The sequence below is a fragment of the uncultured Ralstonia sp. genome, assembly GCA_913056305.1.
Classification (GTDB): Bacteria; Pseudomonadota; Gammaproteobacteria; order Burkholderiales; family Burkholderiaceae; genus Ralstonia.
In genome coordinates this window covers 1-15,182 of sequence record CAJXMR010000108.1, presented here as the reverse complement: position 1 = coordinate 15,182, position 15,182 = coordinate 1, and the positions used below count along the sequence as shown (strand labels likewise).

General features: G+C 61.5%; 12 protein-coding genes, 1 tRNA gene and 1 pseudogene. 8 read left to right on the top strand and 6 right to left on the bottom strand.

Features of this window, described 5'->3' with window-relative positions; all coding sequences use genetic code 11:
• A pseudogene (locus QZ609_RS16430) lies at positions 1-460 on the bottom strand (tRNA (adenosine(37)-N6)-threonylcarbamoyltransferase complex transferase subunit TsaD); the annotation flags it as partial.
• 117 nt (positions 461-577) lie between these two features.
• On the opposite strand from QZ609_RS16430, the gene QZ609_RS16425 reads away from it, so the two are divergent.
• The 5 genes from QZ609_RS16425 (at position 578) to QZ609_RS16405 (ending at position 7,221) form a co-directional block, all read left to right on the top strand.
• Positions 578-1,807, top strand: coding sequence for an NAD(P)/FAD-dependent oxidoreductase (locus QZ609_RS16425; protein WP_295497041.1), 1,230 nt, complete (start codon positions 578-580; stop codon positions 1,805-1,807).
• A gap of 122 nt (positions 1,808-1,929) precedes the next feature.
• Positions 1,930-2,379: a GatB/YqeY domain-containing protein gene (locus QZ609_RS16420; RefSeq protein WP_295497039.1), complete on the top strand. Its 450-nt coding sequence runs from the start codon at positions 1,930-1,932 to the stop codon at positions 2,377-2,379.
• 52 nt (positions 2,380-2,431) lie between these two features.
• Entirely contained in the window at positions 2,432-4,243 is a 1,812-nt protein-coding gene (gene dnaG / locus QZ609_RS16415) for a DNA primase (protein ID WP_295497036.1), read from the top strand.
• 311 nt (positions 4,244-4,554) lie between these two features.
• Entirely contained in the window at positions 4,555-7,029 is a 2,475-nt protein-coding gene (rpoD, locus tag QZ609_RS16410; RefSeq protein ID WP_295497034.1) for an RNA polymerase sigma factor RpoD, read from the top strand.
• Positions 7,030-7,145: 116 nt separating this feature from the next.
• Positions 7,146-7,221, top strand: a tRNA-Ile gene (locus QZ609_RS16405).
• Positions 7,222-7,246: 25 nt separating this feature from the next.
• Here the strand turns inward: QZ609_RS16405 and QZ609_RS16400 are convergent.
• The 3 genes from QZ609_RS16400 to QZ609_RS16390 form a co-directional block, all read right to left on the bottom strand.
• Positions 7,247-7,939 carry a site-specific integrase gene (locus QZ609_RS16400; protein ID WP_295497031.1) on the bottom strand — a complete coding sequence of 231 codons (693 nt, stop codon included), beginning with the start codon at positions 7,937-7,939 and terminating at the stop codon, positions 7,247-7,249.
• 564 nt (positions 7,940-8,503) lie between these two features.
• Positions 8,504-9,658, bottom strand: a complete 1,155-nt coding sequence (locus QZ609_RS16395; protein WP_295497029.1) for a hypothetical protein — start codon at positions 9,656-9,658, stop codon at positions 8,504-8,506.
• 110 nt (positions 9,659-9,768) lie between these two features.
• The gene (locus QZ609_RS16390) at positions 9,769-11,028 is read right to left on the bottom strand and encodes a 3D domain-containing protein (protein ID WP_295497026.1); all 1,260 of its coding nucleotides are present in this window, start codon (positions 11,026-11,028) and stop codon (positions 9,769-9,771) included.
• 412 nt (positions 11,029-11,440) lie between these two features.
• Between QZ609_RS16390 and QZ609_RS16385 the strand changes: the two genes are divergently transcribed.
• Entirely contained in the window at positions 11,441-11,653 is a 213-nt protein-coding gene (locus QZ609_RS16385) for a hypothetical protein (RefSeq protein ID WP_295497023.1), read from the top strand.
• Here QZ609_RS16385 and QZ609_RS16380 read toward each other — a convergent pair.
• Both QZ609_RS16380 and QZ609_RS16375 read right to left on the bottom strand, forming a co-directional pair.
• Positions 11,630-12,091 carry a hypothetical protein gene (locus tag QZ609_RS16380; protein ID WP_295497019.1) on the bottom strand — a complete coding sequence of 154 codons (462 nt, stop codon included), beginning with the start codon at positions 12,089-12,091 and terminating at the stop codon, positions 11,630-11,632. The genes QZ609_RS16385 and QZ609_RS16380 overlap by 24 nt on opposite strands.
• 845 nt (positions 12,092-12,936) lie before the next feature.
• Positions 12,937-13,158 carry a hypothetical protein gene (locus QZ609_RS16375; RefSeq protein WP_295497045.1) on the bottom strand — a complete coding sequence of 74 codons (222 nt, stop codon included), beginning with the start codon at positions 13,156-13,158 and terminating at the stop codon, positions 12,937-12,939.
• Between QZ609_RS16375 and QZ609_RS16370 the strand changes: the two genes are divergently transcribed.
• A complete protein-coding gene (locus tag QZ609_RS16370; protein WP_295497016.1) occupies positions 13,112-14,704 on the top strand; it encodes a DUF2957 domain-containing protein in 1,593 nt (530 codons plus the stop codon). The two genes, QZ609_RS16375 and QZ609_RS16370, sit on opposite strands and share 47 nt — an antisense overlap.
• A 74-nt stretch (positions 14,705-14,778) precedes the next feature.
• Positions 14,779-15,182: DUF2957 domain-containing protein (locus tag QZ609_RS16365; RefSeq protein WP_295497013.1), on the top strand; the 404-nt coding region annotated here is incomplete at its 3' end.

The following is a 15,182-nucleotide window of genomic DNA, read 5'->3' as shown; positions in this document are numbered from 1 at the left end:
GCAGCGTGTACTGGCCGACGGCATCGACGCGCATCAACTGCGTATGCCCGCCCGACACCAGCAGCGCCAGGAACGGAAACGCGGGCCGCTCCGCTTCCAGCAACGGCGAGAGCAGGTGCCCCTCCAGGTGATGCACGCCCACCAGCGGCTTGCCCAGCGCAAAGGCCAGCGCATTCGCCACCGAGGCGCCAACCAGCAGCGCGCCGGCCAGCCCCGGGCCTTTCGTATAGGCGATGGCGTCGATGTCCGCACGCGCGGCGCCGGCCGTGGCGAGCACTTCCTCCAGCAGCGGGATCACGCGGCGGATATGGTCGCGCGAGGCCAGCTCCGGCACCACACCGCCGTACTCGCGGTGCATGGCGATCTGCGAGTAGAGCGCATGCGCGCGCAGGCCAGCAGCGGTGTCGTACAGGGCGACGCCGGTTTCATCACAGGAGGATTCGATGCCGAGGACCAGCATGGCCAATAGGAACGCGGGGGCGTGAGGAATTGCAATGGGAAGGCCGCCGAAGATAGCACAAGTTAAAATGCGCGGTTTTCAAGCGGAATCAGGGACCATGGAGCGGTTGGGGCGATCATGATGCGGTGCGATGTAGCGGTGATCGGCGCGGGCGCGGCCGGGATGATGTGCGCGGCAGTGGCCGGGCAGCGTGGCGCGCGCGTGGTGCTGATCGACCATGCCACCAAGCTGGCGGAGAAGATCCGCATCTCCGGCGGCGGGCGCTGCAACTTCACCAACGTCAATGCGGCGCCGGCCAACTACCTGTCGAACAACCCGCACTTCTGTCGCTCAGCGCTGGCGCGCTATACCGCGCAAGACTTCATCAGCCTCGTCTCCAGCTACCGCATCCCGTACCACGAGAAGCACAAGGGCCAGCTCTTCTGCGACGACAGCGCGGAAGACATCATCCGCATGCTCGAAGCCGAGTGCGAGAAGGGCAAGGTGATCTGGCGCACCGGCTGCGCGATCGCCGAAATCGGCAAAGCCAGCGACGCCTACCGCCTGTCGACCAGCGCCGGCGAGATCGTCGCCGACAAGCTGGTGATCGCCACCGGCGGCCTGTCGATCCCGAAGATCGGCGCGACGGACTTTGGCTACCGCATCGCCCGCCAGTTCGGGCTGAAGATCGTCGAGACGCACCCGGCGCTGGTGCCGCTCACGTTCAATGCGGAGCACTGGGCGCCGTTCTCGGCGCTGTCGGGCGTGTCGATGGAGGTGGATGTGACGGTCGCCCCGCCGGCGGGCGCGGGCAAGGGTGGGAAGAAGGGCGGCGCCGCGACCTTCCGCGAAGACCTGCTGCTGACGCACCGTGGCCTGTCCGGGCCGGGCGTGCTGCAGATCTCCAGCTTCTGGAATTCGGGCCAACCGTTGAGCATCGACCTGTTGCCGGATGCTGACGCCGCGCAATGGCTGTGCGACGAGAAATCCGGCTCGCGCAAGCAGCTCGGCACGGTGCTGGCGCAGCGCCTGCCCGAGCGCGTGGCGCAGGCCTGGTGCGCTACGCACGGCGCCAACCCGCATGCGCCGATCGCCGATTTGCCGGACAAGGTGCTGCGCACGCTCGGCGGCGCGCTCAACCGCTGGGCGCTGACGCCGTCCGGCAGCGAGGGCTACCGCAAGGCCGAGGTCACGCGCGGCGGGGTCGATACGCGTGCGCTGTCGTCGGCCACCATGGAGGCGCAGGGCGCACCCGGCCTGTACTTCATCGGCGAGGTGGTCGATGTGACGGGCTGGCTCGGCGGCTACAACTTCCAGTGGGCATGGGCCTCGGCCGTGGCAGCCGGCGAGGCGGCGTCCGCCCGCTGACCCCCTACCGATCGGACCTGGAACCATCTTGGTTCTGTGCTACGATCAATGATCCACTTTTCCACGTTTGCAACCCGCTGGGCCGCTGCCCGAGCGGGTTTTGCTGTTTATCGGAGTTCGGAATGTCCTTGAAGGCACAGATCACGGAAGACATGAAGGCCGCCATGCGCGCCAAGGAAGCGGACCGTCTGGGCACGATCCGCCTGCTGCAGGCCGCCATCAAACAACGCGAGGTGGACGAGCGCATCGAGCTCGATGACGCCGCCGTGCTGGCTGTGGTCGACAAGATGATCAAGCAGCGCAAGGATTCCATCACTGCCTTCCAGCAAGCCGGCCGTGATGACCTGGTCGCCAAGGAAGCCGCCGAAGTGACCGTGCTGCAAGCCTATATGCCGGCGCAGCTGTCGGACGCCGAAGTCGACGCCGCCGTGCGCGACGCGGTGGCCAAGGCCGGTGCCGCCGGCCCGCAGGACATGGGCAAGGTGATGGGCATCCTCAAGCCCGCCCTGGCTGGTCGCGCCGACATGACGCAAGTGTCGGCCCGCGTGAAGGCCGCGCTGACGGGCGCCTGATTCCGGTCCAGACTCGACTGACCCCGCGCTACACCCCAGGGCCACACCCCGCGTGATCCCGCAGCCGTTCATCGACGACCTGCTCAACCGCGTCGACATCGTCGACGTGGTGGGCCGCTACGTGCAGTTGAAGAAGGGTGGCGCCAACTTCATGGGGCTGTGCCCGTTCCATAACGAGAAGTCGCCGTCGTTCTCGGTGTCGCCCACCAAGCAGTTCTATCACTGCTTCGGCTGCGGCGCGCACGGCTCGGCGATCGGCTTCCTGATGGAGTTTTCCGGACTGTCGTACGTCGAGGCCATCAAGGATCTCGCGCAGTCCGTCGGCATGGTGGTGCCCGAGGAGCGTGGCGGCTTGCCGCCCGCCGCCCGCGCCGAGCAACAGGCCAAGACGGTCGCCCTGGGCGACATCATGGCCCGCGCTTGCGACCACTACCGCAAGCAACTGCGCAGTGCCACCAACGCCATCCAGTACCTCAAGGGCCGCGGCCTCACCGGCGAGATCGCCGCGCACTTCGGCCTCGGCTATGCGCCCGACGACTGGCAATCGCTCGAAGGCGTGTTCGGCCCGTACCGCGAAGACGCCACTGCCACGCCGCTCATCGAAGCCGGCCTCGTCATCGAAAGCGAGAAGACCGCCGCTGACGGCTCGCACCGCCGCTACGACCGCTTCCGCGATCGCATCATGTTCCCCATCCGCAATACCAAGGGCGTGGTGATCGGCTTTGGCGGCCGGGTGCTGGGGCAGGGCGAGCCGAAATATCTCAACTCCCCCGAAACGCCGCTGTTCAGCAAGGGCACCGAGCTGTACGGCCTGTTCGAGGCACGCCACGCCATCCGCGAGTTCGACTATGTGCTGGTGGTGGAGGGCTACATGGACGTGGTCGCGCTGGCGCAGCTCGGGTTTGCCAACGCCGTGGCGACGCTGGGCACGGCCTGCACGCCGATCCACGTGCAGAAGCTGCTGCGGCAGGTCGATACCGTCATCTTCTCGTTCGACGGCGATTCCGCCGGGCGCCGGGCCGCGCGCCGCGCGCTGGAAGCTTGCCTGCCGCATGCCACCGACAACAAGACCATCAAGTTCCTGTTCCTGCCGCCCGAGCACGATCCGGACACCTTCATCCGCGAAGAGGGCACCGAGGCTTTTGCCAATGAAGTGCGCAATGCGATGCCACTGTCGCGCTTCCTGCTGCAGGCCGTGACCGAAGACCTCGACCTGCGCCAGCCCGAGGGCCGTGCCCGCGCCCAGTACGACGCCAAGCCGCTGCTGACCGCCATGCCCGCCGGCGGCCTGCGCCTGCAGATCGTGCGCGGCTTGGCCGACATGACCGGCACCACGCCCGCCGACATCGAAGCCCTGTGCGGCCTGCGCAGCGACCCCGCCCACGCCGGCCGCTCGACGCAGAAGCGCCCCCGTGTGGCGCGCACGGCACCGACCGCGCTGGAGCAGAAACTGCTGCGCCTGTTGATGCGCTATCCCGCGCTGGCCACCCGGCTTGACGCCGATGCCCGCGCCCAGTTGACTGCGCCCGATTTGCCCCAAGGTGAGGTATTGGCGGGGCTGCTGGCCGAATGCGACGCCGCAGGCCCCGAGATGCACTTCGGCGCCTTCGTCGAGCGCCTGGGTCAGACACCGTACGCCGAGGCCTTCGCCGGGCTGCGCGTCGCCGTGCTGCAGGACGATATCGAGATCGAGCCGGCCACGCAGGAATTTGATGTGGCGGTGCAGAAGATGCTCGCCGAGCCGCTGCGCCGCGAATTGGACATGTTGCAGCGCAAGATGGAAGGTGGTCACGCGACCGACGACGACAAGGAGCGCTTGCGCTGGCTCGTGGGCGAGATCAGTCGCCGTCGCCGTCTCGTCTAGCGCACACGCTGCCGTGCGATGCCAGACGGGGCGGGCAATTGCGGGTAGCCCCTTGATTTTTCAGGCGAAAACCCGATTTTCGTTTAGACCGGCTGGGTCTGGCGTGCTAGAATAGCCGGTTTGGATTGCAAGTCCTTTTTCCCATTTTCGGGGGAGTGAGCGTGCCCATGGTGAAGGTGAAGACCTCCGCGAAGGCCGGTTCCAAGGCCAGTCCTGTCTCTGTTTCTGCCACGCGATCCTCATCGGCGCGCGGCGCCAGCGGAGGAAAGACACCAGCGGGAACGGCGAAAGTCGCGAATGGTCGGACCCATATGGGGCAGGCGGGATCGGCAGGAGTCAAGGCCACTGCGCCGGCAAAGATGGGGAAAGCCCAGCCGCGCCAGATCGCCGAGATCACCGTTTCCGCCCACCCGGCACCGCGCACAAAAGGCGCGATCCAATCTTCAACCTCAGGCAAGGTCTCGACGTCGATGAGCACGAGCGCCAGACCTGGCGGCAAAGCCGCTTCCGTCGCACTCAAGGGCAAGACAACCACCGTGGCGAAATCGAAAGTTACCGAAGTCGAGACCAAGCAGACCGCTGCCAGCGCACGCGCAACCAAGACGGGTACCGCTCGTACCAACACCGCAGCCAAGGCGGCCGCGGATGACACCAAGCGCACCGCCCAGGCAGAGGCCACTCCCACAACTCCTCCCGCGCCCCGCGCCGAGGCGGCAGCCGAGCCTAAAAAGCGCGGCCGCAAGCCCAAGGCGGAGACGCAGGCAGATGACGACAGCAGCACGGACGTGACTGAAGAATTTGACACCCCCGCCGCTCCGGCACCGAAATCAGAAAAGCTGAAGGCCCGTGACCGCAAGGCCAAGGAAAAAGCCCTGCTGAAGGAATTCGCGGCCTCACAGCAAGGCGGTTCGGAAGAAGAGCTCGAGGCTCGCCGCCAGAAGCTCAAGGCGCTGATCAAGCTGGGCAAATCGCGCGGCTACCTGACCTACGCCGAGATCAACGACCATCTGCCCGACGACATGGTCGACGTGGAGTCGATGGAGACGCTGGTCGCCACGCTCAACGACATCGGCGTCGCCGTGTACGAGCAGGCTCCGGACGCCGAGACCCTGCTGCTCAACGACAACGCGCCTTCCGTGACCACGGAAGAAGAGGCAGAAGAAGAAGCCGAAGCCGCGCTGTCGACGGTCGACTCGGAATTCGGCCGCACGACTGACCCGGTGCGCATGTACATGCGCGAGATGGGTACGGTCGAGCTGCTCACGCGCGAAGGCGAAATCGAGATCGCCAAGCGCATCGAAGCCGGCCTGAAGGACATGGTCATGGCCATCTCGGCCTGCCCGGTCACCATCTCCGAGATCCTCGCCATGGGTGAGCGCGTGGCCAATGATGAGGCCAAGATCGACGAGTACATCGACGGCCTGATCGACCCGAACGCTGATGCCGTAGCCGCAGCGGCAGCCGAGGAGGAAGAGGAGTTCGAGGACGAAGAGGCCGAAGAGGAAGGCGACGAAGAGGAAGACGAGGACGATGAAGGCGCCGGCGCCGCCGCGGCTTCGGCACGTCAACTCGAAGAGCTCAAGCAGGCTGCCCTGGTCAAGTTTGGCGTGATCGGCGAGCAGTTCGACAAGATGCGCCGCGCGTTCGAGAAGGAAGGCTACAAGTCCAAGCCGTACGTGAAGGCGCAGGAAGCCATCCAAGCTGAACTGATGTGCATTCGCTTCACGGCACGCAACGTCGAGCGCCTGTGCGACACGCTGCGTGGCCAGGTGGACGAGGTGCGCAAGCTGGAACGCGCCATCCTGCACATCGTGGTCGACAAGTGCGGTATGCCGCGCGGTGAATTTGTTTCGCGCTTCCCGGGCAACGAGACCAACCTCAAGTGGGTCGCTACCGTGGTCGCCGATGGCAAGCCGTACAGCACCATTGTCGAGCGCAACGTGCCGGCCGTGCACGAGCTGCAGCAGAAGCTGATCGACCTGCAGGCCCGCGTGGTGCTGCCGCTGCCCGAGCTGAAGGACGTCAACCGCAAGATGTCCGAAGGCGAGCGCCGCGCCCGTGAAGCCAAGCGCGAAATGACCGAGGCCAACCTGCGCCTGGTGATCTCGATCGCCAAGAAGTACACGAACCGCGGTCTACAGTTCCTCGACCTGATCCAGGAAGGCAACATCGGCCTGATGAAGGCGGTGGACAAGTTCGAATACCGTCGCGGCTACAAGTTCTCGACCTACGCCACGTGGTGGATCCGTCAGGCCATCACGCGTTCGATCGCCGATCAGGCGCGCACCATCCGGATTCCGGTGCACATGATCGAGACGATCAACAAGATGAACCGCATCTCGCGCCAGATCCTGCAGGAAACCGGCAACGAGCCGGATCCGGCAACGCTGGCCGAGAAGATGGAGATGCCGGAAGACAAGATCCGCAAGATCATGAAGATCGCCAAGGAGCCGATCTCCATGGAAACGCCGATCGGTGACGACGACGACTCTCATCTGGGCGATTTCATCGAGGACACCAACACGCTGGCCCCGGCCGAAGCGGCGCTGCATGGCTCCATGCGCGGCGTGGTGAAGGACGTACTCGACTCGCTGACGCCGCGCGAAGCCAAGGTGCTGCGCATGCGCTTCGGTATCGAGATGAGCACCGACCACACGCTGGAAGAAGTCGGCAAGCAGTTCGATGTGACTCGCGAGCGTATCCGCCAGATCGAAGCCAAGGCGCTGCGCAAGCTGCGTCACCCGAGCCGTTCGGACAAGCTCAAGAGCTTCCTCGAAGGGAGCTAAGCGGGCGTTTTTTCCGAGTGGGCTCGCGCCCACTTTCGGGTAAAATTCCGCATGAGGCCCGGCCTAACCCGCCGGGTCTCTTTTTTGCCGGCAGCCGTTCGGATGCCGCTCTTGCAGGGCCTGTAGCTCAGGGGTTAGAGCAGACGACTCATAATCGTTTGGTCGTGGGTTCGAAACCCACCGGGCCCACCACCGTTTCTCTTTTAAGATCAAGGCGCTACGGCGTATCGGTGCCGACCCGGGGAAGAACTGGGGAAGAAAATGCCGATTCCAGCCGCGACATCTCCAGGTCGTCCTGCTCGCCGTCGATCCATTTCGAGTACGTTGTCAGGAACATCTCGACGCTGTGTCCCAACTGCTTCGCGCAGAATGCGGGTGTCATGCCGGCCATCAGCATTGCCGCAGCGTAGCTGTGTCTCATGTTGTAGGGGCGGCGGTAACGGATGCCCAGTCGCTTCAGTGTCGGCGCCCAATACGTCCGGCGGAACGCGTCTTCGTCGTGCCAGGGCAGACTGTAGCGCGGGTCATGGAACACGCGATCACCAGCCATCTGCGTATGCGCACGCTGGCGTTGCATCGCCGCCAGAGCCCGGCTGTTCAGTCGAATCAACCGAGCTCTTGCCGTCTTAGTCTTGTCCTTCTGCTCGCCGCGTACGTAGACGCTGGCGATCAGAGCCGTGCCGCTGGTTAGGTCGACATTTGCCCATTGAAGGCCCAGCACCTCTGACGTGCGCATTCCGGTCCAAAACCAGAAATCCACCAAGTTAAAAACCTGCTCGGGGTAAGCTAGAGCGATTTCGGAGATGACACGGTCGGATTCCTCGCGCGAGAACGGGTCGGGTGGGGACTTCTGATGCTTGGCGCGCTTTACTTCCAACGCCAGATTGGTAGTCATCAACTTGTCGGTCACGGCCAAGTCGAAAGCTTCGCGCAGCACTGATACGTCATTACCCACCCAGCCGCGAATTACCATCTTGGCGACTTTCTCGAATGGATCGATCTGTCAGGCGCTCGCATCGCTGTTCCCAGCAGCAAGGTCCACAAGGGCAGAAACCACCAGCTATTCGACACGCTGCTCCGTTGGGCATACGGAACTGTCCATGCTCCTGTGGCGAACAACGCTGGTATGGTACCGAGGCGAGACCACAACGGCCCACAACAGGTAATTAGCCGACATCGCTGCCGACGCGATAGCGTGCCACAACCAGAAAATTCACGCGCCAGCCAGATGATGGGCGATAGCCGATAGGCCCAGAGCCGTGGGCACAAGATTTTTTCCAAGGCAGACGCCAAGAAATCCGCTATCGCCAACGGTTACAAAGCATTCACGGACAACGAACGCCCTGCGGTATCTCGCCGATCGGGCGTGGCAACAATTTCGCAATTAGGGACGTCTATCGCCCACCAGGTCCATTACGGACCGCACCGGGTGGGCGCCGCATTGGAATTGCCGCCCACCACCACGAGAGAGACTCTATTGGCAGGTCCACGCCTTCACTGGGACAGGTGTAAGGCTCCCGCCTACCGTGACGTTGATCTGATCCGGCAGTTTCGGCGTGACGGTGTAAGGCGTGTTGCTCGGCACCTTGCCCGATGCAGGGATGTCTTGCGCGAACACACCGTTTTGCCCCTTCACCACGATATGCGTCTCCGACGTGAACGCAACCGAACTGACAGGGCCGCCGACCGGAAGCAACTCTCTGGCGTCGAGCCCACCCTTGTGCTCACCAGCATCGCCTCTCTCGTCTCGATCGCCCTGCTCGTCGCCATCGCCCATTTCTCTGTTGATCATGACCAGCCATCGCTGACTTGAGCCATTGGTCTCAACGAAGGCAATTCGCTTGCCTCTCGGGTCCCAAACAGGTCCGGCTTCAATGGAGGGCATGCCCTGGTTGGCGGAAAGCACGGTCAACGTAACAACGCCGTTGTTGTTGTGGGCAACAGTCGCGCCAATCCCATACAGGACAGAGGCTCCGTCCGAGCTGCCGGTGGGGTACGGCACGGCAAGTGTGTCGCCGTTGCTCAGATACATTTGCTTCCATTGCCCATCTGGCGTGGTGACCTTCAGTGCAACCTTCCTGTCTTCAATGCTTTGGACGTCAATGCGGAAAGAGGGCGTAGTGGCTGTAGCCACGCTGGTACCGATCGAAGCATTGATCTTCTGCAGGACAGTTGCAGAAGCAAACGGGCTTGGAAGGGTGTATATGTCGCGCCTATTCAGGCTGATTGCATCGCCTTCGCTGCATGCAACACCGTGCCCTCTTGGTGAGAGGGCACAGTTGCCTCCAACGCCCTTAGTGGACAACACTTGGGCCGGTCCAGATGGAGGCGGGACGTTCAAAAAGTAGGAGAGACTGCTGGTTGGGCTTTCGTGTTGTTGTGCCACGAGCATGCTCGGCGACGTCCACGTCAGACCCGTAATCGCATCCTTTGCGTTGACGTTGACGTCCGCAAGCAGCCTGCCTGAGGGATCGATCAGGGTCACGTCCGCAGGTGGCGTCTTTCCGCTGTACGCAATGAGGTTGGCTTGCGGTGCCAACGCAACGGCAAACTTCAATTTGCCGTCGTTCGTCAGTTGCGTGATCAGACTACCGTCCTGCTTGGCAAACCATAGGTCGTTCTTGACCAAGACCAGTGCTCGGCAATCCCCCGCTGCCATTGCTGCTGACGACACTAGAGCAAGCAGCAAAGTCATTGCGGCGGTGCATTTTTTCCCGACTGTGCGCATTTTATGTTCTCCTAGTAGCTCTGAAACACAATACCGGAATTGCGGCGCCCCAAGTCGTCACAGACTGCTTTGGGTATTGGCCCCATGTAGTCGTCAATGTGATAGCCGTTGATCCACGAGCCGCCGTCCTGCGCTTTCCGTGGCCCCAGTATGTCAACGCTAACGCTGCTTCGACGTGGTATGACGGACGGGTCAACTGCAATGGTAGTACCTACCGAGGCGCAGACACCGGTTGAGGTGCGTGCGCAAGAATCGGTGTTATAACAGTCATGTCCGTTATGACGCCCGTTAATATGAATAATCGTACCATCTAAGGCTTTGCCTGACCCTTGCCTTTTTACGGCATCCAAGAATTCCGTGCGATATCTGTTGGCGCTGGGCAATCCGCACACATTGCTGCTGACGGGAGTTTGCGCGGCTGCCGATTCCTGGGCCAATATGTAGCAAGTCACAAGAAATTGGCTCTCATAGCGTGCGGGGAGCCAATTGATGTTTGCTGGCGTCTTTGTTTGCAGATTGGGCGGACTCAAAGCGGTAATTGTGGATTGGCCAGGTTGAGCGTGGGTTGATACGTCAGCCACTGATGTGCCGCTTGCGTCCGTTGGCGCCGAAGGGCCATGAATAATATCCGCGGTGGGGCCTCGGCTTGATTGCAATCCAACTAACATGCCGCTAACAGGCTGACTACCTTGCGTCACACGCAATGTTAGATTTGATTTTGTAAGAACCTTCCCATTTTGGGTGGTGCTATTCGCCGGGATTGTCGGTGTGGTCGCGGTAACTTGCAGTGCGTTCACGGGATTATTTACTCGCGCTATGCAATAGGCGATGGAGTTGTTATATTGGGTGTAGCCAGCAGCGCAAGTAGCCTCCCTGAGTGCACTCACCCAAGCCGTAAGCTGCGCTCCCGGGTTACCAGGGCAGGCTGACGACAAGGTAATAACCATTGTGGCAACTTTGTGGGTACCATTATCTAACGGATTTGACACAAATTCAGACAGCGGACCCACTGTGTGAGGGCAAGTCACCGTATACTTCGCAACAAAGTCCGCATAAGCAGCCTCTGCCGTGGGAAACAATCGCCAAACTGCATAATGATAATCAGAATCTGATGGCAAGTATTGCCACGGAGTATATTGAAATGGCACACAGGCATAATTTATTCCGTCAACGGGACATCCGTCAGCAGCTGATGCGGCGCCACTAAAGCCTGCGCAAGCGATAAATAAAATCAAAAAAATACCGCGCTTGATTTGCTCGAATTTAAACATTTCCAAAACGCCCCCATTCCGGTTTGCCTTCACACTTCGTATGCAACATGGTGAAGCAAGCAGGAAGATGTACCGTCAGCTTTGCTTCGTCACCCCCTCCACAGAGGGGTGACAGCAACGAAACGCTTGACGGGCGAAGACACCAGCGGAGCCATGGCAAAACACCACGAAATTGAATGTTTATTATTTCTGAATTTATTTTTATTAATGTCGAGAAAATGATACATAGCACCGGCTCGGGTTGATGAAACTAGTGCAAACGACATTCCATCTCGAACTCTGACCTTGCTGGCGCCGGCGCACCAGCCTCATTCCTGAGATGGACGCTGCAGCGCCGATGACCACTACGCGTACAACAGGTAATTAGCCAACATCGCTGCCGACGCGATAGCGTGCCACAACCGAAAAAATCATGCGCCAGCCAGACGAGAGGCGACAGCCGATAGGCCCGGCAACGAAATCGACAAGGCGCAGCCGTCAGCGCAGCGAAAAGAATCCACGAAAAGAAAAAGCAAAAACAAAAATGGCCGACCTCACTTTGTCGACCAATCTTGGGCAGCGGCTGCTGCATTGCCTGTTTGACCGTCAGGCTACGGACGACTCAGATCGCCGCGATCCTATTTGAGAGGACGGCCACGGCGACGAGGTGTTTCATCGTCATCGTTGGCGGCTTCAGGCATGGTTTGCTCTTCGGTTTCGGCGGCTCCATGCGTTTGGGCTCGGGGCCAGCGAGCAACTTGGCGACCTCTGTCGTCGACATGCTGGCGAGCTGTTCGCCTGTCACGCCGAGCTTGTCCAGAATGTCGAACAGAATGCCCTTGTCCTCGCGCCGAATATTCGTGAGCTTGACCCCGTTCGGCAGTGCGATATCGAGGTGGCGGAACATCTCAGCATCAAGGCGCGACTTGCTCATCTCTACGTGCAGGTTCAGTAACAAAGCGGACAGTTTAGCCCGCTGAAAGTCCTTTGTACCGAGGGAGCGACGGCTGTCGAGCTTGCCGTGGGTGAGGCGCAGGTAGTAGACCCCATGACGGGACCGAAGAAGGCGGGGGATCTTGTGCATGGTCGGGTATCTGTGACACCGACCGTGACACCACAAGAAAAAAGCCCTTGAACTTCTCGCGAAATATCAAGGGCTTACAGCATTTGGTGGCGAATCAGGGACTCGAACCCCGGACCTGCGGATTATGATTCCGCTGCGGTTCGGCCAGATCTGAGCGCGATTGGTCTCCAGCATACTGTCCTGTAATGAACCCCGCTCCAGGGAAGAATTCGGGGAAGAAAGAGGGGGGTGCAGGGGAGTTTATTTCAGAAATTCTGCGCAGAATCAATGGGTTGACTCCCCTCGGTTGCCCCTGAATACCCCCATGTTTGGGTTCGAAACCCACCGGGCCCACCATCTTTCCCGCGTCTTCCGCACCACATCGACCAGGTGATTGCCGGTCGGCTCCAGGTATTCGCAATGGCCGTCATATTGTTTTGTGGTCGCATAGTCTTTCATTGGATTATCAGTTTATTTAATTCTCCATGAAATTTCATTTGCAATGGGCGTGAGTGCGATGGAAAGGATTTGGAAAGTTTTAAACAGATAAAGTGGCGTCGATTCATTATCCCGTTTGAAATTCTACGCTGGCGCGCCGTGCCCACTGATAACAGGCGATGCCGAGAATGTTTTGAATGAACTCTCTATAGACTTCACTGTCTGCGCAGACCATAGTGGCGGGCATAACGATAAGCACACAGCCAGTCGCGTACCCTTTGGAGACACAGGATGTTGCGCATTCAAAACGGGCCCTTCCAGCATTCCGCTTGTGCGCGTGCCCACGCGCGTCATCGCAGCGATCCGGGTTTCCCGCATTAGCTGTCACTCCGACTTGTTTTGATCAGCGGCACTCAGCCGAAGGCGCGTTACACGAGGTAACGCGCCGGACAAAACACGTCCGTTATTTTTATTGATTTTCGGGTCGATCTGCCGACGGGGCAGATTGTGCGCTGCCGGCTGACTGTCTTGCCGGCAGGCGGGGTATTCGTCCGGCGTTCGCCGGCACAAAACACAGCAAGTTCAAATTCCAAGGAGGGCACCATGGTGCGTAGACGCATTTCAATGATTGCCATGGCAATCAGTTGCATATTGAGCACCCCGTTCCTGAGTGGGTGTGGGGGTGCAGACGATCCGGGCGTGGCCACCGTGCCGCAGTGCTCGGGTGCCAGTTGCCCGGTGAGCGGATCGGCCACCGGGGTGGACGCACCGTCGAGCCTGTGCCCGTCGTCGCTCGATTATTCGACGACCTACACCGGCGGCGCGGGCAGTGGCGAATACCTCAAGGTCAGGTTCGATACGACCAGAAAGACGTACCAGATGCAGTTCATCGCGTCCTCCGTGCCGACCTCGGCGGGGCAGGTGAACACCACGCGCGAGGGGCTCACGATCAACGGCAGTTATGTGAACGCGACCAAACTGCCAACCGCGGAGCAGAACCGCTGCGCATTCGTGTTGCAGAACGGCCAGACTGCCGACGGCAGCTACGCCGTCACCATCAATCCGCAGGACCCGCCGATGCTGTTCCTGGGCAAGGGCATCGTGGGCGGTGGCATTCCGGGTGCGACGATTGCCTTCGCCGGTATCAAGATCGCCCCGGGGTTGGTCCTGGGCACGGTGCCTTCGCGCACCTTCGATTTCTATCCGTTCCTCGGCTTTAGCGAGACCGTGACGGATTTCTCGCAGGTGGCTGGCCGCTACAACGAGCTCGGCATCCATATGACGCCGACCGGCTCGACCTTCCAGACCGCCAAGCCGCAAGGCTGGCAGCCCGATGCCGTGAACTGGACCGAAACGCTGAATGCGGACGGCACCTGCACGGCGGAAGGCATCGACTATTCGTGCCGGACCACGGGCACGCCGTGGACGCTACGCCGCAACGGCGATGGCTCGCTGGACAACGTGTTCCTCAGCACCGCCCGGCCGAAGCTGTCGTATCCGTATGTCGGGCAGGTGTCGCCACTGCTTGTGGCGCAGAGCCGGGCGCGCGGCATCATGATCGTCGGCAAGTTGAACGGCCAACTGGTGCCGGTGGTGATCCGCGTCGGCTATTCACACAGCGATCCGACCAACCTTCTGGCATCGGTGGCGGACGATCAGGTGGGCATCTCGGTGCTGTCGCCGGCCACGGCCATTCCGGCCAATGCGCTCAAGGGCGGCTATGTCGGTGCGACCAGCAGCTCGGCGTGCGGGGTGGTCGCATTCAACGGCGTGAGTCCCGGATTTGCGTTCACGAACAACGGCTTCAAGAACACCATCCCGCATCCGGAGCTTCCGGGCCAGTTTCGGGGCGGCTTCTTCCACCCGGCCGCTGGCAACTGCAGCGATGGCACGGCGGTGTCCACGCTGGCCGCGAACTACACCTCGACGCTGTTCCAGGACACCACGGCCGCGCTCATCAATCCGCTGACCTCTTCGGTGCGCGCGCAATTCTCGCTCGACTACACGCAGCCGGCGCCCGGCAAGGTGCGCGTGACCGCCCAGAACGATTTCACCACGCAGGGCGCCAGCGGCAGCGTCGCGTTGTTCAAGGCGGGCGACACCGGCGTGGCGATCAAGGTGGGCAACGTCTACGCGCTGCTGATGAACAACGCGCAATACAACCCGTTCTTCACGGTCGGCGCATTCGTGCAGTAGCGCGGGCATCCCACATCAAACGGTGGCGGCGCGGGGCGCTGCCACCTTCGAACAACGATTTGGAGGAAACCGAAATGCAATGGCGCAAGTGGCTGGTTCTGATCGCTTGGCTTCCGCTGATGGCGGCCTGCGGCGGTGGCGGTGGCGATGATTCGCCTACCCAGGCGATCCAGGCGGTCGCCCGGCTGTGTCCGCAAGCGATCGATTACGGCACCGTGTTTACCGGCGGCTCGGGGTCGGGCGAGCTGTTGCAGGTGCAGCTCGATACCACGCGGATGACGTACAAGATCACCTACCTCGCGTCGCCGGTTCCGGTCACCACCGGCACCGTGCAGCCGACGCGCGATACGCCGCCCAATAACGTGGCCACCGGCACGCTGACGCAGGAAACCGCGCTGCCGACCGAGAAGCTCAACCAGTGCACGTTCCGGTTGAACAACGCCAGCCTCGATCCGAACCGGCCGGCGCGCTTCTTCCT

Bases quoted from the DNA above. Each gene is read 5' to 3' on its own strand.
- QZ609_RS16375 (WP_295497045.1), bottom strand. From the start codon at position 13,158: ATGCAACTGATTGCCATGGCAATCATTGAAATGCGTCTACGCACCATG.
- QZ609_RS16390 (WP_295497026.1), bottom strand. From the start codon at position 11,028: ATGTTTAAATTCGAGCAAATCAAGCGCGGTATTTTTTTGATTTTATTT.
- rpoD (WP_295497034.1), top strand. From the start codon at position 4,555: ATGGGGCAGGCGGGATCGGCAGGAGTCAAGGCCACTGCGCCGGCAAAG.
- QZ609_RS16425 (WP_295497041.1), top strand. From the start codon at position 578: ATGATGCGGTGCGATGTAGCGGTGATCGGCGCGGGCGCGGCCGGGATG.
- QZ609_RS16380 (WP_295497019.1), bottom strand. From the start codon at position 12,091: ATGCACAAGATCCCCCGCCTTCTTCGGTCCCGTCATGGGGTCTACTAC.
- QZ609_RS16370 (WP_295497016.1), top strand. From the start codon at position 13,112: ATGGTGCGTAGACGCATTTCAATGATTGCCATGGCAATCAGTTGCATA.
- QZ609_RS16420 (WP_295497039.1), top strand. From the start codon at position 1,930: ATGTCCTTGAAGGCACAGATCACGGAAGACATGAAGGCCGCCATGCGC.
- QZ609_RS16385 (WP_295497023.1), top strand. From the start codon at position 11,441: ATGCGCCAGCCAGACGAGAGGCGACAGCCGATAGGCCCGGCAACGAAA.